This window comes from Kribbella sp. VKM Ac-2571 (assembly GCF_004362255.1).
GTDB classification, from domain to species: Bacteria; Actinomycetota; Actinomycetes; order Propionibacteriales; family Kribbellaceae; genus Kribbella; species Kribbella pratensis.
This window is the reverse complement of the sequence record NZ_SNWS01000013.1, coordinates 154,987-174,489: the sequence shown is the minus strand read 5'-3', so window position 1 is coordinate 174,489 and position 19,503 is coordinate 154,987. Positions and strand designations below refer to the sequence as shown.

General features: G+C 68.2%; 13 protein-coding genes. 8 read left to right on the top strand and 5 right to left on the bottom strand.

Annotated features, from left to right (window positions below; translation table 11 throughout):
• Positions 1 to 91: 91 nt before the first annotated feature.
• The 3 genes from EV651_RS27150 to EV651_RS27140 are packed head-to-tail and all read left to right on the top strand — an operon-like array spanning position 92 to position 4,253.
• Entirely contained in the window at positions 92 to 1,492 is a 1,401-nt protein-coding gene (locus EV651_RS27150; RefSeq protein WP_133788077.1) for a glycoside hydrolase family 28 protein, read from the top strand.
• An 11-nt stretch (positions 1,493 to 1,503) separates the two neighbouring features.
• The gene (locus EV651_RS27145) at positions 1,504 to 2,982 is read left to right on the top strand and encodes a glycoside hydrolase family 28 protein (RefSeq protein WP_133788076.1); all 1,479 of its coding nucleotides are present in this window, start codon (positions 1,504 to 1,506) and stop codon (positions 2,980 to 2,982) included.
• Complete coding sequence (locus EV651_RS27140) at positions 2,979 to 4,253, top strand: glycoside hydrolase family 28 protein (protein ID WP_133788075.1); 1,275 nt, start codon at positions 2,979 to 2,981, stop codon at positions 4,251 to 4,253. Before EV651_RS27145 ends, EV651_RS27140 begins: the two co-directional genes overlap by 4 nt.
• Before the next feature lie 90 nt (positions 4,254 to 4,343).
• Here EV651_RS27140 and EV651_RS27135 read toward each other — a convergent pair whose 3' ends face one another.
• Both EV651_RS27135 and EV651_RS27130 read right to left on the bottom strand, forming a co-directional pair.
• Positions 4,344 to 5,588, bottom strand: a complete 1,245-nt coding sequence (locus EV651_RS27135; protein ID WP_133788074.1) for a hypothetical protein — start codon at positions 5,586 to 5,588, stop codon at positions 4,344 to 4,346.
• A gap of 3 nt (positions 5,589 to 5,591) precedes the next feature.
• Positions 5,592 to 8,042 (bottom strand): pectinesterase family protein, encoded by a 2,451-nt coding sequence (locus EV651_RS27130; protein ID WP_133788073.1) that lies wholly within the window; start codon positions 8,040 to 8,042, stop codon positions 5,592 to 5,594.
• Between the two features lie 178 nt (positions 8,043 to 8,220).
• Between EV651_RS27130 and EV651_RS27125 the strand changes: the two genes are divergently transcribed.
• Positions 8,221 to 9,240, top strand: coding sequence for a LacI family DNA-binding transcriptional regulator (locus EV651_RS27125; RefSeq protein WP_166658801.1), 1,020 nt, complete (start codon positions 8,221 to 8,223; stop codon positions 9,238 to 9,240).
• A gap of 284 nt (positions 9,241 to 9,524) precedes the next feature.
• Here EV651_RS27125 and EV651_RS42595 read toward each other — a convergent pair whose 3' ends face one another.
• From EV651_RS42595 to EV651_RS27115, 3 genes are all read right to left on the bottom strand, one after another.
• On the bottom strand, positions 9,525 to 9,707 hold the full coding sequence (locus tag EV651_RS42595) for a hypothetical protein (RefSeq protein WP_238157218.1): 183 nt from the start codon (positions 9,705 to 9,707) through the stop codon (positions 9,525 to 9,527).
• A gap of 144 nt (positions 9,708 to 9,851) precedes the next feature.
• On the bottom strand, positions 9,852 to 12,566 hold the full coding sequence (locus tag EV651_RS27120) for an alpha-L-rhamnosidase (RefSeq protein ID WP_166658800.1): 2,715 nt from the start codon (positions 12,564 to 12,566) through the stop codon (positions 9,852 to 9,854).
• On the bottom strand, positions 12,563 to 14,275 hold the full coding sequence (locus EV651_RS27115; protein ID WP_133788070.1) for a beta-L-arabinofuranosidase domain-containing protein: 1,713 nt from the start codon (positions 14,273 to 14,275) through the stop codon (positions 12,563 to 12,565). The genes EV651_RS27120 and EV651_RS27115 overlap by 4 nt, the downstream gene beginning before the upstream one ends.
• Positions 14,276 to 14,399: 124 nt before the next feature.
• Here EV651_RS27115 and EV651_RS27110 point away from each other — a divergent pair, with 124 nt between their 5' ends.
• From EV651_RS27110 to EV651_RS27095, 4 genes are all read left to right on the top strand, one after another.
• Positions 14,400 to 15,407 carry a zinc-binding dehydrogenase gene (locus EV651_RS27110; RefSeq protein WP_133788069.1) on the top strand — a complete coding sequence of 336 codons (1,008 nt, stop codon included), beginning with the start codon at positions 14,400 to 14,402 and terminating at the stop codon, positions 15,405 to 15,407.
• Complete coding sequence (locus EV651_RS27105; protein WP_133788068.1) at positions 15,404 to 16,690, top strand: RuBisCO large subunit C-terminal-like domain-containing protein; 1,287 nt, start codon at positions 15,404 to 15,406, stop codon at positions 16,688 to 16,690. Before EV651_RS27110 ends, EV651_RS27105 begins: the two co-directional genes overlap by 4 nt.
• Positions 16,683 to 17,930 (top strand): four-carbon acid sugar kinase family protein, encoded by a 1,248-nt coding sequence (locus tag EV651_RS27100; RefSeq protein WP_202870529.1) that lies wholly within the window; start codon positions 16,683 to 16,685, stop codon positions 17,928 to 17,930. The genes EV651_RS27105 and EV651_RS27100 overlap by 8 nt, the downstream gene beginning before the upstream one ends.
• 88 nt (positions 17,931 to 18,018) lie before the next feature.
• The gene (locus EV651_RS27095; RefSeq protein WP_133788067.1) at positions 18,019 to 19,227 is read left to right on the top strand and encodes a lipase family protein; all 1,209 of its coding nucleotides are present in this window, start codon (positions 18,019 to 18,021) and stop codon (positions 19,225 to 19,227) included.
• Positions 19,228 to 19,503 lie beyond the last annotated feature (276 nt).

Genomic DNA, 19,503 nt, shown 5'->3' with positions numbered 1-19,503 from the left:
TCGGTCAACACCTGATCCACAGCCAAGCGTTGACAGTCCGACGCGCGACGGGCACGATCGGTTGCAATCGTTTGCACGCTAGGAGCCGTGGATGACCGCCCCCGTTAGCCGCCGTACCGTCCTGCTCGCCGGTGGAGCCGCGCTCGCCGGTGGATCCCTGCTCGGCGGCGGTACCGCCCCGGCCGCCGCCGAAACCGCACCGGACGCGCAAGTTGCCGCGATCCTGCGAAGGATCTGCCCGCCGCACTTCCCGGACCGCTGGTACGACGTGACCGACTTCGGCGCGATCGGCGACGACGCGACCGACTGTACGGCGGCACTCCGCGCGGCGATCGAGACCTGTCACCGGCAGGGCGGCGGACACGTCGTCGTACCGGCCGGTGACTACCGGACCGGCGCCGTACACCTGCTCAGCCGCGTCGACCTGCACCTGACGGCCGGTGCGCGACTGGCGTTCAGTCAGGACCCGGCGGCGTACCTCCCGGTCGTCGCGACGCGCTACGAGGGCACGGAGTGCTACAACTACTCCGCGTTCGTCTACGCGTACGGTCAGCGCGATATCGCGGTTACCGGGCAGGGTGTGCTCGACGGTCGCGCCGACGCGACTCACTGGTGGGACTGGACCGGCGGGCCGCCGCCGAACGAGGGACCGGACAAGACACTGCTGATCCAGATGGCCGCGGCAGGCGTTCCGGTCGAGGAGCGGGTGTTCGGCGCGGGTCACAATCTCCGGCCGAACCTGCTGCAGTTCAACCGCTGCGAGAACGTGCTGCTCGACGGCATCACGGTCAAGGACTCGCCGATGTGGAACATCCACCCGGTGCTCTGCCGCAACGTCACGATCCGCGGCGTCACCGTCGACAGCCCGGACGGCCCGAACAACGACGGCATCGACCCGGAGTCCTGCACCGACGTACTGATCGAGAACTGCACGATCTCCACCGGTGACGACTGCATCGCGTTCAAGTCCGGCAAGGACGCCGACGGCCGGCGGGTGAACGTGCCGGCCCGGTACGCCGTCGTCCGGAACTGCGAGATGGCCGACGGGAACGGCGGCGTGACGGCCGGCAGCGAGACCAGCGGCGGCGTGCTGGACATCTTTGTCCGCGACTGCCGGATGAGCAGCCCGCATCTCGAGCGCGCGATCCGGATCAAGAGCAATCCGGCCCGCGGCGGGACCATCAGCAACATCGACGTACGTCGGGTGACGGTCGGACAGACCGCCGACTCGGCGATCGAGATCGTGCTCAACTACGCAGGAGTGACGACCGGGGCGTACCCGCCGGACGTGCACGGCATCACGATCAGCCAGCTCACCGTGGCGTCCGCGCCGCGCGCCCTCAACCTGCTCGGCCTCACCGACGACCCGCTGCGCGACATCCACCTGCACCAGTGCCGATTCGACGCGATCGCCGAGGACAACGTGATCGAGAACGTCGAAGGTCTGCGCCTGGACCAGGTCTGGATCAACGGCGCCCGCGTCGACAACTGAAGGAGCCTCACATGGACGACCTGACTCGGAAGAACTTCCTCCGCCTGGGCGGTGCCGCGGCCCTCGCGGGCACGGCCGCGGGCCTCGGCGCCGGCCCTGCCGCCGTGGGAGGCGCGGGCGCAGGCACCGGAAGCGGTAGTGCGGGAAGCGGTACTGCGGCGGCGCAGCTCGGCTCCTCGGCCGGGATCGACCCGGGGCCCGGGTGGGGTCATGTCGGCCACATCCTGTCCACCGTCCGGCCGCCGCGCTTTCCGGCGCGCGACTTCTCGATCACCACTTTCGGCGCGGTCCCGGACGGCACCACCTTGGTGACCGGTGCGATCGCAAAGGCGATCGACGCCTGTCACCAGGCCGGCGGCGGGCGCGTCGTCGTACCGGCCGGCACCTTCCTCACCGGTGCGATCCACCTGAAGTCCAACGTCAACCTGCACGTGTCCGACGGCGCCACGCTGCTCTTCAGCACCGACCCGGCGCAGTACCTCCCGGTCGCGCTGACCCGCTTCGAAGGCGCCGAGTGCATGAACTACTCGCCGCTCATCTACGCGCGCAACTGCGAGAACATCGCCGTCACCGGCAACGGAACGCTCGACGGCGGGGCGACCTGGGACAACTGGTGGTCCTGGGTCACCCCGTCCGGCCCCGACGCCCAGGCGCTGCAGCAGATGGCGGCGGACGGCGTACCGGTCGAGGATCGGGTGTTCGGCGACGGCCATCACCTGCGCGCCGCGTTCATCGAGACCCAGTCCTGCCGCAACGTGCTGATCGAGGGCGTCACGATCCTGCGTTCGCCGTTCTGGGAGGTGCACCCGGTGCTGTCGCGCAACATCACGGTGCGCGGCCTCCGCATCGACAGCCGCGGCCCGAACAACGACGGCGTCAACCCGGAGAGCTCGCAGTACGTCCACATCCAGGACTGCACGTTCAACTGCGGTGACGACTGCATCGCGATCAAGTCCGGCCGCGGCGCCGACGGCCTGCGCGTGAACGTGCCGTCGGAGAACATCCTGATCGAGAACTGCACGATGAACATCCGGTACGGCGCGATCACGATCGGCAGCGAGATGACCGGCGGCGTCCGGAACGTGTTCGTCCGCAACTGCACGATCGGCAGCCCGAACCTGTACTTCGGCCTGTACATCAAGACGAACTCGGTCCGCGGCGGTTTCGCCGAGAACATCTACCTGCGCGACCTCGAGATCTCGAACCTGACCAAGGAAGTCGTGTCCTGCAACTTCTACCGCAGCGAGGGCGACGTCGGACCGCTGACGCCGCGGGTGCGGAACGTCGAACTGCGCAACGTCAACGTCGGCCACGCGCGGAACGCGTTCTCGATCTTCGGGTACCCGCGGTCGCCGATCCAGGACTTCCGCGTGATCGACTGCACGTACACCAGCATCGACGCCGCGAGCTCGATCCAGGACACCGAGCTGTCGTTCCAGAACTTCCACGTGAACGGTCAGCTCATCACGGATCCGGCGCAGCTCACGTGACCGCTGGCTGGGCTGACGCCGATCGCATCCTGGCCGACGTCCGGCCGCCCGTCTTTCCTGCAGTCGACTTCCCGATCACGTCGTACGGCGCTGTCGAAAGCGACGCCGGTCCGGGGATCGCGGCCGCCATCCGGGCCTGTCACGAGTCCGGTGGCGGTCGCGTCGTCGTACCGCCCGGCGAATGGCATACCAAAAAGATCCACCTGCTGTCGTACGTCGAGTTGCACGTCAGCGAGGGCGCCACGCTGCTGTTCAGCACCGATCCGGCCGACTACCTTCCGGTCGTGGAGACGAGGTACGAGGGACTCGAGGTCCTCAACCACTCCCCGATGATCTACGCGAACGGCTGTACCGACATCGCGATCACCGGCACGGGGACGCTCGACGGGCAGGGATCGTGGGACACGTGGTGGCAGTGGTTCCACGAGTGCGACGAGGACTTCAAGCGGCTACGCGAGCAGAGCTGGTACGGCGTACCGCTGGCGGACCGTGATGCCGGCGACCGGCTGCGGTCGTCCTTCGTGCAGCCGTACAACTGCACCAACGTGCTAATCGAGGGTGTGACCGTCGTTCGTTCACCGTTCTGGCAGATCCACCCGGTGCTCTGCCGCAATGTGACGATCCGCGACCTGGTGATCGACTCGCAGGGACCGAACAACGACGGCATCGACCTCGAGTCGTGCCGCTCGGTCGTCGTCTCCGGCTGCGTCATCGACGCCGGCGACGACTGCATCGCGCTCAAGTCCGGTCGCGAGGCGGATGGCCTGCGGGTCGACGTACCGACCGAGGACGTGCTGATCGAGGACTGCGAGCTGCGGGTCAAGTACGGCGCGATCACGCTCGGCTCGGACCTCACCGGCGGCATCCGCAACGTGTACGTCCGCAACTGCCGGATCGGCGGGCCGTACTTCGCCTTGTACATCAAGACGAACGCGGTCCGCGGCGGCTTCGTGGAGAACGTGTACCTGCGCGACATCACCGTCTCCGAGGTCCTGAAGGAAGTTGTGCAGTGCAACTTCCATCGCGGTGAAGGGGACGCCGGCCCACTCACCCCGTACGTCCGGAACGTCGAACTGCGTGGCGTGAAGGTCGAGCGCGCGCGGAATGCGCTGCTGCTCCGCGGCTACCGGAACTCCCGGATCGAGGACTTCCGGCTGGTCGACTGCACCTTCACCGTCGACCAGCCGAGCACGGTGCACCACGCGGCTCTGTCCTTCGACAACGTGACCATCAACGGCAACCAGGTCAAAGACATCCACCAAATCAGATGACTGGGGGCGTTGCACAGGTACTGGTGGGTGCGCACAAGCAATAACCTGTTCAACGCCCCCGCCAAGCGGGTTCCGCCACCGCATCTGCCCTTACGGGAGGTGGGCGCAGTGGACGTCCAGGTCCCACAGGATCACCGACAGCGCATAAGGGCTGATCGTGTGGTCGCCGTGGGTTGCGTCCTCCAGCAGCTCCCAATGGCCGTTCGACTCGTTGCTCACCGCATCGGTCCCGATCACGGCGATCCGCTGCCGTACTGCGGCCTCGTACGACCGGTGCCCGACGCCGTTGAAGCAGCACTCGTCGAAGCGGTTGAGGATCTGGATCTGCCGCCGGTTCGGCCCGACCGACGCAAGCGCGTAGAAGTCCGGGAAGTCGGCCAGCCCGTAGAACCCGGGTTGCTTGTCCAGCCGCTGTTCCCAGTCTCCGCGCGTCGGGCTCGGCTTCGGCGACCCCGGCCGGACGAAGAACGGCAGCGAGCCGGCCGTCGGGTACGACCGCGTGATCCGCGTGTCGAGCGCCGGGTACACGCTCGTCGCCCAGCCGCCGCCGGACAGTCCGATCATCTGCACCGACGACGGGCGGTACGTCGCCTGCACGTAGTTCATCGCGACCGCCAGCGGTGTGAGGAACAGCGCGAGCGGCGAGTACGTCTCGGACTCCCACAGCGGCAGGTCATTGTGCGACGGCTGCAGCTGCTTGGTGGGGTCGGCCGGGTCCTGCAGGGTCTTCGGGTTCCAGTGGTAGAACGGCATTGCGAACAGCAGCACGGTGTACCCGTGATCGAGCAGGCCTTGTGCGACGCGCTGCATCGTGTCCAGGCCCTCGCCGTGCCCGTTGTGGTAGAACGCGACTCGTCGGTGCGTGCTCTGCGTCGGCTCGAGTACGAACACTGTGGCGACGTACCCGAACGGCATCGCCACGTCGAGCTTGTCGTAGCGCCGTACGCCGGTGAACTCGGGCAGCTCCGGTGGCACTCCGACATCCCGCCGTACCGTCGGCAACCCGGTCGGCAACACGCCGGTGTCCTTCCACACCTGCGCGACCAGCTGCGGGCGCAGCGCGTCCGCGTCGGCGGCGGTGTGGATTTTCATCAGCTCCTCGACGTCCACCCCGACGACGACCTGCGGCAGCGTCTTGTACGTCGCCGCGTGGGCAGCCGCGATCTCAGCGTTGACCGGCGCAACGGGCCGCGGGGCCGGATGCGGCTGCACACCGCCCGCTGGGACTTCCGTCGCGGGGGCGCCGGCGGCGTTGAGCGGCCATCCGGTCGCGCTGCCGGCTGTCACGGCGAGAGCACCTCCGAGAATGGCCCGACGGTTGACGTTCTTCATCATGGATCACCTTTCGAGGCGGGGAACGACCGGGTGCCATCCGCCGAACACGTACGACGGGTCGCGCAGCTGCGCTGCCTCTTCGTCGCCGAGTTGCCGGGAGCAGGCCAGTCGTGTGGTGGTGTCGAGCGGCTGACCGGCCAGGTCGGTGCTGTGGTACTCCCAGAACCGGATCTGACCGGCGGCCGCGCAGTCGTTGGGGCTGGTGATCTGCCAGCCGGTCTTCTTCACGTGGCTGTCCATCGCGGAGTCGATGAAGACGGCCTGGCTGGTCGGGAACCGGCTGAGCTCGGCCCGCGCCAGGAACACGCTGTCGTCGGCCACCTCCGGCGCGCGGGTCAGCCGCACCCGCACGAAGACGTTGCCGGGCCCGTTGTCGATGTTGCGGACCTGGTTGTAGTAGCCCTCGTGCAGCGCCTTCAGCTCCGAGTCCTGCATGAACACGCCGCCGGTCCCCCAGACGAAGTCCACGTCACCCTCGACGTAGCTGTTCGTCACGAACGCCTGTCCTTGCAGGCGGAGACTGTCCTGGTACCCGAGGATGCGAACCCGCGCCAGTACGATCCGGCTCCCGTTCCCGAAGAACGCCTCGGCCTGCGACCCGCGGTACGGCGTGAGGTTCTGCACGGTCACGTCCGTCATCGTGAAGTCGTCGGCGAACACGCCCATCGCTGACCGCCAGCAGTTGAAGCGATCCGACTGCGGGATGACGCGGTGCTGGCAGTACGACTGCTCGACCGGGACGTTCCCCATCGCGGAGTCGCCGTTGAGCAGGTTGTTGTTCGGGTACCCGATCACGGTTCTGCCGGCGCCCGCACCACGGATCGTGAGACCGGGTTTGGTCGGCGGCACCCAGACGAGCTCGCGGTACAGACCGGGCGCGACGTCGATCGTCGCCTGGTGCCCCTCGCCCACGAAGTCGATCGCTGCCTGCACCGTGCAGAAGTCCTTGCCACGTCCTACGGTCAGCTGGGTGTCTGATTTCGGATCCAGGCGGGTGCGGATCCGCCAGCCGTCGGCCTTCGTGATCCCTGGGTCGCCTTGCACGAACCCGGGATCGACAGTGACGTAGTACACCTGGCCGGCTTTTAGCCGCTGGTGCGGGTAGACCTTGACTGTTCGTCCGTCGACGACGACCGCCTGGTACGTCCACGTGTGCAGCTCGCCGTAGTCCGTGCGGGCGTCTCCGACAGTCCGGTGGTACGACGTCAGGTCCGCGAGGCTGATCGTGTCGACGACCTCGCCGTCCGCCGCGTGGATGGTCAGTTTGCCGGTCACACCGAGGCGGACCGGTCCCTGGTACGTCAAGCTGAGCGGTGTGTCCGAGCACGTCGCGTCCTCGAGGCCCTGCGGCGCGAGTTTCGGCGTACCGCTCGGGCCGGTGGACCAGCCGGTCAGACGTTTGAGCACCGCGGTGAGTTTGGTCGCGGCGACCTGGTGGCCTTGGACGTTCGGGTGCGTGCTGCCGTTGAAGTCGTCCGGCCCGAGCCAGCCCGTGGTGTCGACGTACACGATGCGACGGTCGTTCGTCGCCGCGACCGCCGCCCTGATGTCGTCGGCGTGCGTGCCGTTGAAGGGGCGCAGGGCAACGATCAGCGCCTGCGGGTCGACCGCGCGGATCTTGCGCAGGTAGGCCAGGTACGCCGGGGTGAACTCGGCGCTCGTCGACGCCGCGTCGTTCGTGCCGAAGTTGACGACGACCGCGCCCGGGTCGAAGGGTGCGGCCGGGAAGCCGGCGAGGTTCCAGCCGAAGGACTCCGACGCCGTACCGACGTTGCCGTGACCTGGCTGGATGATGCCCTGCTTGCCGAAGCCCACCTGGTTGGTGTCCGCGCCGAACGCCTCGCCGACCAGGTGCGGGTACGCCTTCGTGCCGTCGGCGCAATCGGTCCCGAGCTCGGCGCACAGCGCCATCACCCCTTGGGTGATCGAGTCGCCGTAGAACTCGATGCGGTGCTCGGCGGTCGTCGGCAGCGGGATCAGCTTGGCGTCCGGGGCGAGCTCGATCTTCTTCAGGACGACGCCGGTCTGCAGCGGGACGTTCCAGCGGTTCTCGTACTCGTCGACGTCCTTGACCACGATCTCCGCGGTGTGCGCGACCGTCGGGTCGAGGTTGTCGGCGAACACCTTGTGGTCCGCGTCGGCCTTGTGCAGTACGGGCGCCTGGCCGTCGATCGCGACGTACAACTGGGCCGGGACGGTGATCGACGCGGTGTCGAGCAGTGCGCCGAGGTGCGAGCCGGTGAACCGGAAGCGGACCGAGGACCCGGAGTTCACGGTGATCGCGACGTCGTCGTCGCGGCCCCAGTGCCCGTCGAGCTCGATCCGCGGGTCGAACGGTCCGTACGTCGCCGGGTTCGCAGCTGTTGCTGTGGATGCCGCCGTACTGGCGGACGCTGTCAGAAGGCCGGCTCCGGCGAGCACGACCAGACAGAGGCTCAAGAGGCGATTTCGCACGGCGTTCTCCTCGCGCGGACCGCCACAACAGAGCCCGGGGCGGTGGGCGGGTAATCCTTTTCCTCGTACCGTCGCAGCGTAGCGCGGTGACGTCAAGGGTTTGCCTCGGGAAATCGGGAAAAGGTTTACATCGCTCTCTCGGCGGCGATCTGCGCTGGGAACATGGTCCAATGGGCCGGTGAGACGGTATCGATCTTCGGAGCCCGCTGCGGACCGCGCTGCCCGCCCCACGATCCATGATGTGGCGCGGCTGGCCGAGGTCTCGACGGCGACCGTGTCGCGAGTGCTGAGCGGCGGCAAGCCGGTGTCGTCGGAGGTCGCCGACCGCGTTCGCGTCGCCGCCCAGGACGTCGGCTACCGGCCGAACCCGGCGGCCCAGACGCTGTTGCGCGGCAGCAGCCGGACGGTCGGCGTCGTCGTACCGGATCTTGGTAACCCGTACTTCGCCGAGATCCTCAAGGGCGTCGCCGCCGAGGCAGCCGCCACCGAACACCACACGCTGGTCGCCGGCACCGACGAGGACCCGGAGCAGGAGTACCGCTCCGCGATCGAGCTCGCCCGCTGGGTCGACGGGCTGCTGCTGTGCGCGCCCCGGATGAGCACGCCGCGCCTGCGCGAGGTCGCCGAGGCCGCACGCCGGCTCGTCCTCATCAATCGGGTACTGCGGCATTCCGCGGTCGGATCGGTCGTGGTCGACTACCACCTCGGCGTCCGCGCCCTGTGCGAACATCTGGCGTCACTCGGGCACAAGCGGATCGCGTACCTGCAGGGCCCGACTGCCGCGTGGTCCGATCAGCAACGCCAACGCGGCTTCCGCTCACCGGAGGCGTCCGGTCTCACGATCTTCCGGGTGCCCTGCGGCTCGACGCTCGTCGACGGACGGGACGCGGTGGACGAGGCGCTCACGTACAAGCCGACGGCGATGATCTGCTTCAACGACCACGTCGCCGTCGGCGTCCTCAGCCGCCTCCGCGAACTCGGCCTCTCCGTCCCCGGCGACATCTCCGTCGCCGGCATCGACAACGCCCCCATGAGCGCCCACACCGACCCCGGCCTCACGACGTACGCCGTCTCCACCATCGAACTGGGCCGCCAAGCCTGGGAACGCTTCACCCCCCGAGTAACCACCGCCACCACCCACCTCCAAGGCGACCTGATAATCCGCGCCTCCACAGCCCGCCCGCCCAGCCGCCGCTGACCCGCCGCCGCAACCCCAAAGTCCGCCCCTGTGCGGTCTCATCTGGTGGGTATGCCCCAATGCCGTTCAGTTAAAGGGAGTGGGCCGCCTGTCGATCCCACCGGCGACCAGGCGAGCCAACCCGGCCAATGCAGCGGAGTGCTGACGGCCTGTTGGGAAACAAATGTGCATATGCCGACGATTTCTTTCCCACCAACGGGATTGACAGCCGGCCCACGTCCTCAACTGAACGGCATTGGGGGTATGCCCATCAGATGCAGGGTTTGCGGCCGAGATCTCGGACGTTAACCCCACATCTCGGACGCCAACCCACCAACTGCGGGCGCTCGGTGGGTACGGCCGAGCGGGCGCTCGCGACGAACGGCGGGACGGGCGCTCGCGGCGTCCGGCGGGGCGTCGCAGCCGCTGCTCTCGGCCGCCGCCCGCGCCCACTCGACAGTCCGCTCGCCTCTGGTGGGTATGCCCATCAGATGCAGGGTTTGCGTCCGAAATTCCGGGCGCTGACCCTACATCTCGGACGTCAACCCATGAAATGCGGCTGCCCCGCGGGAGGGACGGGTTTTCGCGGGTGTGCGCGGCGGGCTCGCGGGGTACGGCGGGCCGGTGGGAGGCTAGGCGGGGGTGGTGAAGTGGTAGGTGCCTGATGGTGTGCGGCAGATGGTGGTGTTGGGGGTGGAGTCGAGGACGGTGACGTGCTTCGACTGGGTTAGGGGGTCGCCGGATTCCTTGGTGGCGTTGGGGTCCTTGGTGGGGATGTGGATGGTGGCGTCGGCACCGGGTGGGATGGTTACGTCGAGGGTGAGGGTGCCGTCGGACTGTTGCCAGCGGATGGTGACTCGGCCGGTGGGGGTGTCGTACGCCGCCTCGGCCCAGTTCAGGCGGCCGCCGGGGTGGGGTTTGATGACGAGGTCGCGGAAACCGATGGACTCGGGCGACTGGCTGATGCCGGCGACGTCGCCGTACAGCCATTCACCGACCGAGCCGAGCGAGTAGTGATTGAACGAGTTCATCGCGACCGGCCCGAATCCGTTTTCCTCCGTCCACCCGTCCCAGCGCTCCCAGATCGTCGTCGCGCCGTGCTTGATCGAGTACCCCCAGGACGGATACCGGTCGTCGTGCAGCAGGTCGTACGCCAACTCGGCGTACCCGTACTTCGTCAGGATCGGGCACAGCAACGCGACCCCGGCGAACCCGGTCGTCAGCGATCGCCCGCGCGCCTCCAGATCCGCGACCAGATGCTTCACCGCCGCCTGCTCGGCCTGCTCGGGCAGCAACCCGAACGCCAAGGGCAACAGGTACCCGGTCTGGGTCTCTCCACGAACCTTGCCCTCGGCATCGACGAACTCCGCCACGAACGCCGCCGCGATCTTCTCCCGCAGTTCGCCGTACGCCGCTGCCTCGTCCGCGAACCCGAGCACCCGAGTGGCCGCCGCCGTGAACTCCACGCTCCGCGCGAAGTACGCGGTCGCGAGGACATCCCGATCGGTCTGTACGCCGACCTGAAGCCAGTCGCCGTAGTGACCGCTCGTCCGATTCCGCCAGATCAGGTCGGGGTTGGCGCGATGCACGTAGTCGACCCAGCGCCGCATCACCGGCCACGCGGTCCGCAGTACGCGCTCGTCGCCGTAGATCCGGTACAACATCCACGGCACGATCGTCGCCGCGTCGGCCCACGCCGGCGTACCGTGCCGACCGGTGATCACGTGCGGAATCACGTCCGGGACCGCGCCCTCCTCGGTCTGCGCGACCGCGAGATCCGCGAACCAGTTCTCGAAGAACGTCAGTACGTCGGCCTGGTACGCCGCTGTGGGCAGGAAGATCTGTGCATCCGCCGTCCACCCGAGCCGTTCGTCGCGCTGCGGACAGTCCGTCGGAACGCTGACGAAGTTGCCCCGCTGCCCCCACCGGATGTTGCTGAGCAGCTGGTTGATGCCCGGATCCGAACACTCGAACCGCCCCGCGACCGGCGTGTCCGAATGCAGCACCCGCCCGGTCACGTCCTCCGCGGTCAACTCACCCGGATAGCCGTCGATCTCGACGTACCGGAAGCCGTGCACGGTGAAGATCGGCTCGAAGAACTCCTCGTCCGCGCCGGCGCTGACGAAGTAGTCCGTGGCGTCGGCCGTGCGGAGGTTGGCGGTGTACAACTCGCCGTCCGCCTGCAACATCTCACCGTGCCGCAGCCGAATCCGGTCCCCGGCCTGGGCGCCACGCACCCGCAACCGGACGCGACCGGCGAAGTTCTGCCCGAGGTCCACGATGAATCGCCCGGGTTCGAGCGCTGTCACACCGACCGCCGGCAGCTCCGACGTGACCCGCACCGGCTCGGTCGTCGCCGCGATCAGTGTCGACACGTCACCGCCGACGTCACCCGCCGGCGCCCACTCGCTCGCGTCGTATCCAGGGCTCGACCAGTCGCCTAGCTCGAGCCTGGCGTCGTACGACTCCCCCATCAGCAGGTCGGCGAACCTGATCGGCCCGACGCGTTCGACCCACCGGTCGTCGGTCGCGACCACGGTCCGCGAACCGTCCGGATGATCGACGACGAGTTGCGCGAGCAGCTGCGGCTTCTTCCCGTAGTGGTGCGCGTGACTTCGCGTGTCCCACCCGACGTACCCGGACCACCAGCCCTCGCCGAGGACGGCGCCGATCACGTTCTCGCCCTCGTGCAGCAGCTCGGTCACGTCGTAGGTCTGGTATGCGACGCGCTCGCGGTAGTCGGTCCAGCCCGGTGTCAGCTCGTCGTTGCCGACCCGCTGACCGTTGGCGCTGAACTGGTAGAGACCGTGGGCAGTCGCATAGACCCGTGCCCTGGTGACTGGTTGGGTCAGCTCGAACGAGCGCCGGTAGTACCGCGGGGGCGCGATGGTTGCCTGCCGCACCGTCCGCGGCTCCGCGCGGTCGACGGGCGGCTCGAAGTACGGATCGGTCTCGTAGTCGTGCTCGATCCAGTGCGCCTCCCACTCGTCCTCGTGGAAGAGACCGGTCGCAAAGGTCGCCTCCGCAGACGACACCTGTCCGGCCGCATCCCGCAGCAAGAGCTGCCACACGTAGTCGGTCTGCGATGTCAACGGAGCACCACCGTGGTCCACGTACGTATCCCGAGCGCTCCGCCACCCGCTGTCCCACACCTGCACGCCGTCGCGTAGCACCCGCACGCGGAACGCGTCCTGCCGATCGCCACGGGTCGGCGACGCCAACCGCCAGCTCAGCCGCGGTCGCGCCGTACCGATCCCGAGCGGATCGACACGGTGCTCACAGCGCAGGTCGTACGCCGTCAGCCCAGTCGCACTCGGCACCTCGGGCAGCACCCAATCTATTGTCACCAGGACCACTCCGTCTCGGGTCGGTGGAGCTCGTACTCACGGAGGCCGCCGGCGTGTTCCGGGCGGTCGCCGTACATCGGGCGGGACGTGCCCGGCGGGTCGATCGCGATCACGTCGTCGCCGCGCCAGGTGGTCCGGAACTCGTTGCCGGCCGCAAGCTCTGTCGTGGTCTGCTCGACCATCGGGAACGTCACGGTGATGCGCTCCCCCGGCTGCGGCTTCGGAATCGACAGGTAACCGTCGGGCGCCCAGATCCGCTCGGCGCCGGTCCGCTCGTCGTCTCCGCGCTGTAGCCTCAGCCGCGCGTACCCGGCCCACTCGGGGATGCGCACGCGGAGCTCGTCCATGGGCTCGTTGACGTGCAGCTCGACCTTGCCCTCGACGGGCAGGTGGCTGATGACGTCGACCGCGTGATGGCCGCGCGTGAGCAGCAGGTTGACTCGGGTCACCCTGTGGTCACCGGTGACGATGCTATTCCACGCCCAGAACAGTCCTCGGACGCCTGAGCCGACACAGCATGCCTGTACGTCGTTGGTGTGGCCGCGCCCCAGCGGTACGTCGGACACGTAGTCGTTCGGAGCGCCGTACCCGCAGAAGGCGCCGAGTACGCGCTCACCCACGTCGACGTACGTCCGCCAACCGGGCTCGTCCTGCGAGCGGTCCGGCGCGGACTCCACCCAGCTGACGTCCTGCAGTTGCGACGCGGCCAGGTGGTTGCGGACGAAGCGCTCGACGACCGCCCAGTACTGCGTGAGTCCGTTGCCGGCCAGCGTCGTCCCCAGACCGATGAGGTCGACGAGCGAACAGGTCTCGTGCTCGTACTGCTGGTCGGCAAGGTCACCTGGTGTCCAGCCGAACCGGGTCGCCTCACCGAGGACCCAGTCGTAACTGCGGCGCACGAACTCCGTCAGCCCGTGGTCACCGGTGTGCCTGGCCAGTCGGGCAAGGCCTTCCAGTGTCCCGACCCGCGTGTGGAAGTGGCCACTGCGGTACGCACGGGCCGGGTTGAAGCTCCCGTCCGCGTTGAAGACACCGCTCTTCTCGACGATCAGCCGGGCGAACCATTCGCACAGCTCCAGCGCGTCGGTGTTGCCAGTCGCCTGGTGGTAGCGCAGCAGCGGCATGATCAGGCGGCCGGAGAACGAGGCCGGGTCGGGCGCGAGATGCAGGTCGATCGCGTTGGACGACGGCCAGCCGTCCTTCGTGTACTCGGACGCCGGGTAGAACCAGACGTCGCGCTCCTTGATCGCGATCCGCTTCAGCGCGGCCACCTGACGGTCCGCGGCCCACTGCGCCTGTGGATCGTCGGCGGCGACCACCGCGGTCGTCAGGGCGAGCAGAGTGGCGCGCTGGTCGATCAGGTTCGCATTCGGCAGCCAATGGCCTTTGGGGTGCGCCTGACGGTAGGTGAGCCCGTCGTCGGCGAGCAGTGCGAACAGCCGCTGCCGGTAGCGGTCGGCGATCGTGTCCCAGCGCGGGTCCCAGTCCTTGCCGCCGTTCATCTGGCGGGTCAGCAGGATCGCGTCGGTGAGCCGTCCGTGACTGGAACCGTAGTCCCAGTCGCCGTGGTCCATGCGGGCAGGGCGTGCCAGCAGGTTCGCACTGAAGAACGGGATGCCGTCCAGGTCGTCGTCGGCCAGGCCGGTCACCGCGTTCATCGCCAGCGCGGCCCGGTCCTCGAGCAGCAGAGTCGCAGGGATCGTCGCCATGAGGTAAACCTTTGCCTGCCGTGACCGTGAAGTCAACCGGCTATCCACAGGCTGGCCGATCCGCCTTGTTTTCTTGAGGTTTACTGGCGGAGACTGGTCGGACCCCGAGCAAAGGAGAGGCCCGATGCGAGCAGCCGTTCTGGAGGCGCCACGGCAGGTTTCGGTGACCGACGTTCCGGATCCGGAGATGGGTGACGACGTGCTGCTCAGGATGCGTGCGGTCGGGCTGTGCGGCTCCGATCTGCACACCTGGAGCGGACACCATCCGTTCCGCAAACCGCCTGTGGTGCTGGGGCACGAGGGCGCCGGCGAGGTCGTGTCGTCGGGCGATCCACGCTTCCGCGCAGGCGATCGGGTCGCCGTACTGCCGGCGTTGTCCTGCTGGGAGTGCACGCGGTGCGAGGCAGGTCATCCGCATCTCTGCAAGCACAAACGGGTCCCCGGCCTGGGCTGGCCGGGGATGTTGAGCGAGTACTTCGTCGCGCCCGGGCGGGTGCTGGTGCCGCTGAACGACGAGATCGGGTACGGCGAGGGCGCGATGATCGAGCCGGCCGCGGTGGCGTGGCGTTCCACGTCGGCGGTGCGGGCCGGAGATGCCGTCGCCGTCCTCGGCGGTGGGGCGATCGGAAGCCTCGCGGCGGCGGTGAGTCGGCATCGTGGCGCGCGGACGGTGCTGGTGAGCGACATCCAGCAGCACAACCGCGAGTTTCTTGTGTCACAAGGCGTTGAGACCGTGGTTGATCCGCGCTCGTCGGAGCTTGTGGCGCTCGGGATCGAGGTGAGCGGCGGCGACGGGTTCGACGTGGTCGTGGTGGCGTCCGGGCATCCGAGCTGCCTCGCGGAGGCTCTGGCGTTGTGCAGACCGCGCGGGCAGGTGGTGCTGCTGCCGATGTTCGGCGGCGCATTGACGGTCGATCTGAATCCGGTGGTTCTCAAGGAGGTCACAGTGCAGGGTTCGACGATCTACACACCTTCCGATTTCGCGGCGGCGGCGCGGCTCGTCAACACGCGGAGACTCGACGTACGCCCGTACATCTCCGACGTGGTTCCGCTCGACCGAACGCCGCAGACCCTGTTGGCGATCGACGGTGGGGCAGCGCACCTCAAGACACAGATCGACCCGACCCGATGAGCGCCACAGAGGTCGTCGCCACCTATCTGGCCGAAACCTACCTCCCGCTGGAACAGGCCGCCGAAGCCATCGCCGGCGAACAGTCGACGGGCACGTTCACAGCCGTCGCCAAGGAGACACCCGAACTCCGCCAACGTTTCGCCGCCCGCGTCCTCTCTGTAGAAGAGCTCCCGCCCACCGGCAACCCGGACCTGCCAGGCACCACCCGCGACACGTCGCGGGAGGCCGGGAAGCGGAGTGCTCGGGTGCGGATCGCGTTCGGGTTGGACAACTTCGGGCCGTCGTTGCCCAACCTGCTCGCCGCAGTGGCCGGCAACCTGTTCGAGCTCAGGCAACTCGCCGGCATCCGGCTTCTCGACCTCGATCTTCCGGCGCCGTTCGCCGAGCGCTACCCCGGCCCGCAGTACGGCGTCCGCGGGACTCGCGAACTGCTCGACCGGCCGGACGGCGTCCTGCTCGGCACGATCGTGAAACCGAGTATCGGGCTGCCGCCCGAAGAACTGCGGCTCGTGGTCCGCGAGCTCGCCGAGGCGGGCATCGACTTCATCAAGGACGACGAACTGATGGGCAACCCGCCCCATTCACCACTCGCCGATCGGGTCGCGGTCGTCACCGAGGAGCTCGACAAGGTCGCCGCCCACACCGGCCGACGGCCCATGTACGCGTTCAACATCACCGACGACCTCGACCGCATGGCCGCCAACCACGACCTGGTTCACGCGGCCGGCGGCACCTGCGTGATGGTGTGCGTGAACCTCGTCGGCTTCAGCGCCCTCGCCTGGCTGCGCGAACGCTGCGCCCTGCCCATCCACGGACATCGCGCGATGACCGGCGTCTACACGCGAGCCCCGCAACTCGGCATCGACTACGTCGCCTGGTCCAAACTCGCCCGCCTTGCCGGCGCGGATCACCTGCACACCAACGGCCTGTCCAACAAGTTCTACGAAACCGACGAGGAGGTCCTGCGCTCCATCACCGCCGTCCGTACGCCGTTCTTGGGAGGTTACGAGACTCTGCCCGTGCTCTCCTCCGGTCAGACGCCTGGGCTGGCTTCGGAGACGTACCGTCGCACCAACACAACTGACCTCCTGGTGCTTGCCGGCGGCGGGATCCACGGCCACCCGAGCGGCCCAGGCGCAGGCGTCACCGCGATGCGCGCCGCCTGGTCCGCAGCAACCTCCGGCATCCCCCTCACAGCCGCCGCCAAACAGGTCCCAGCACTACAAGAAGCCCTCGACAAGTTCGGCTCGCCGTACGACGGGTCCGGGAGTAGGCGTGGTTGAGGCGGCGTTCTACGGAGACGACTTCACTGGGTCGACGGATGCGATGGTGCAGTTCGCGCGGGTGGGTTTGCGGGCGGTGCTGCTCGTGAGGTTGCCGTCGGCATCTGAGTTGCGGGAGCTGGCTGAGCGGTACGACGTGATTGGCGTCGCCGGGATCGCGCGATCGCTGCCGCCGGACGAGCAGGAGGCCGAGCTGCGGCCGGTGTTGGAGGCGTTGCGGGATCTTGGGCCGCGGGTGCTGCAGTACAAGGTTTGCTCGACCGCGGACTCCTCCCCCACCCGCGGCAGTATCGGACGCGCACTGGAGATCGGGCGCGAGGTCTGCGGTCCTGCTGTCGTTCCCATCCTCATCGCCCAACCGGAGCTAGGCCGCTACACCGTCTTCAGCCACCACTTCGCCGCCGAAGCCGGCATCATCCACCGCCTCGATCGCCAGCCCACCATGTCCACCCACCCCTCCACCCCCATGCACGAATCCGACCTCCGCCACCACCTGTCCCACCAAACCACCCTCCCCCTGACCGCCCTCCACCTGACCGCGTACTCCAACCTCGCCACCACCGTTCAACCTCCTGCTATGCCCAGTGGGGTTGGGGCGGTGGTGCTGGATGCGTTGACGGATGCGGATCTGCGGGCGCTCGGGACGATGATTCTGCGGGACGGGCCGGCGGGTGAAGTCAGGTTCGTCATCGGGTCGGGTGGGATGTCGCGGGCGTTGGCCTTGGCGCTTCGGCCCGGTGGTGGGGCTGTTGGCTCGGGTACGTCTGGTGCGGGTGGGCCGGTGTTGGTGGTGTCGGGCAGTCAGTCGCGCCGTACTGCCGAGCAGATCGAGCACGCACGATCGGCTGGGTGGATCGTGCTGCCGTTCGCCGACGACGCACCGCGGAAGGCAGTCGCCGCCATCGCAGCAGGAGCTGATGGCGTTGTCGTGCACACGAACGAGCTGTCACCGGACAACCTCTCCCAAGTACCAGCCGGCCTTGCCGACCTGGTCCGGAAGGCCGCCGTACGCCGCGTCGTGGTAGCCGGCGGCGACACGTCAGGCCAGGTACTGCGCCAGCTCGACGTCACCGCGTTGGAGCTGGCGCGATCCCTCTGCCCCGGCGTACACCTCTGCCACGCAACCTCGCCGTACCTCGACGAAGTCCTCCTGAAACCCGGCCAGCTCGGCCCCGTCACCCTGTTCACGGACTTCCAGCTCAGCGGCGGGCTTGTCCCACTCCGCGGTGGCGGTCGGTGACGAGTGCATAATGCTGCGTGTTGACTCGTCCGGGTCTGCACGGGGGCGGCGCCGATCATCGGCACGCCAGACGAGATGAGGTCCTGTGGTGCGTCGTCCTGTTTTCGCCAGCCTGCTCGGCCTGGCCCTCGTGGCGGTGGCCGGGCCGATGACGGCGTCGGCCGCGCCCGCAGCGACTTCAGCCCCTGGTGACTTCTACCAAGCGCCGTCGCCGCTACCCGCTGGGCGCCCCGGCACGGTGATCCGTACCCGGCCCGCGACAGTCCTCGCGACCGCGCTCACGGCGAAGGCCACGACGATCATGTACCACTCGCGCGACGCGCAGAACGCGGACATCGCGGTGACCGGCACGGTCTTCACACCAACGCTGCCGTGGCTGGGCCGTGGCTCGCGGCCTTGGGTGAACCTCGCGGTCGGTACCCAGGGCATGGGTCAGCAGTGCGCGCCGTCGAAGCAGTTCGTCGCCACGACCGAGCAGGAACTCGAACCCGTCGAGCTCCTGCTGGCGAACGGTTGGGGTGTCGTGGTCAGCGACTACGAGGGCTACACCGCCGGCTCCACTCCCACCTATGTCGCGGGAGTCTCCGAGGCACACACGGTGCTCGACATGGCCCGTGCGGCTGCCTCCGTCCCGGGAACGGGCATCTCGGCGGGGACCCGCTGGGCCACGATGGGCTACTCGCAAGGCGGCGGCGCGTCGAGCTGGGCGGCGTCGCTGGCTCCTTCCTACGCGCCCGAGCTCAACCTGGTCACCGACGTATCGGGTGGCGTGCCGGCCGACGTCCGAAACGTCGCCGAATCTCTGGACGGCAGCCTCATCGGCGAAGGCCTGCAGCTGTACGCGCTGATCGGCCTGCAGCAGGCCTATCCCGGCCGGTTCCCACTGGACGAGGCGCTCAGCGTCGAAGGCAGGGCCACCGTGGCGTCGGTGAAGACGCAGTGCGTCGTGCAGACGCTGGCCAGCTTCCCGTTGAAGAGGTTCAGCGACTACTCCACCGGCCAGACGATCCAGCAGTTCAACACACGGCCCGACGTCGCCTCCGTGTACGCGGAGAACGACCTGAGCACCCGGCCCGCTCCCACCGTGCCGGTGTTTCAGTATCACGCGGCCCTGGACGAAATCGTTCCCATCGGCCAGGCACGCGCGCTCAACCAGACCTGGTGTGCGAAAGGCACTCGCATGGTCTTCTCCGTCGTCCCCGGAGACCACATCACCGGCGAGACCACAGGCCTGCCCGGCGCGGTCTCCTGGCTGGCCGACCGCTTCGCCGAGCGGCCGCTGCAGACCACCTGCTGAGAGCACCGACCTGGGCATGCCGGTGATTTGTCGCTGACACCCACCGCGGGGCGTTCCCTAGTCGGCCAGAGGCGCGGTCGCAAGTGCCGTGGCCGTATGCACTACTGGAGTGGACGCCGCTGGATACGGCGCCGGAGCCAGTCCGAGGAGTGCTTAGCGTCGTTCACGACAACGTCGCCTGGCTACGGCAGGTCGTGAACGACACCGGACCCGAGCCCTGGCCAGGGAGCCGCCGCTAACCCCAATGCTGTTCGATTAACGGCCTGGGCCGGCTGT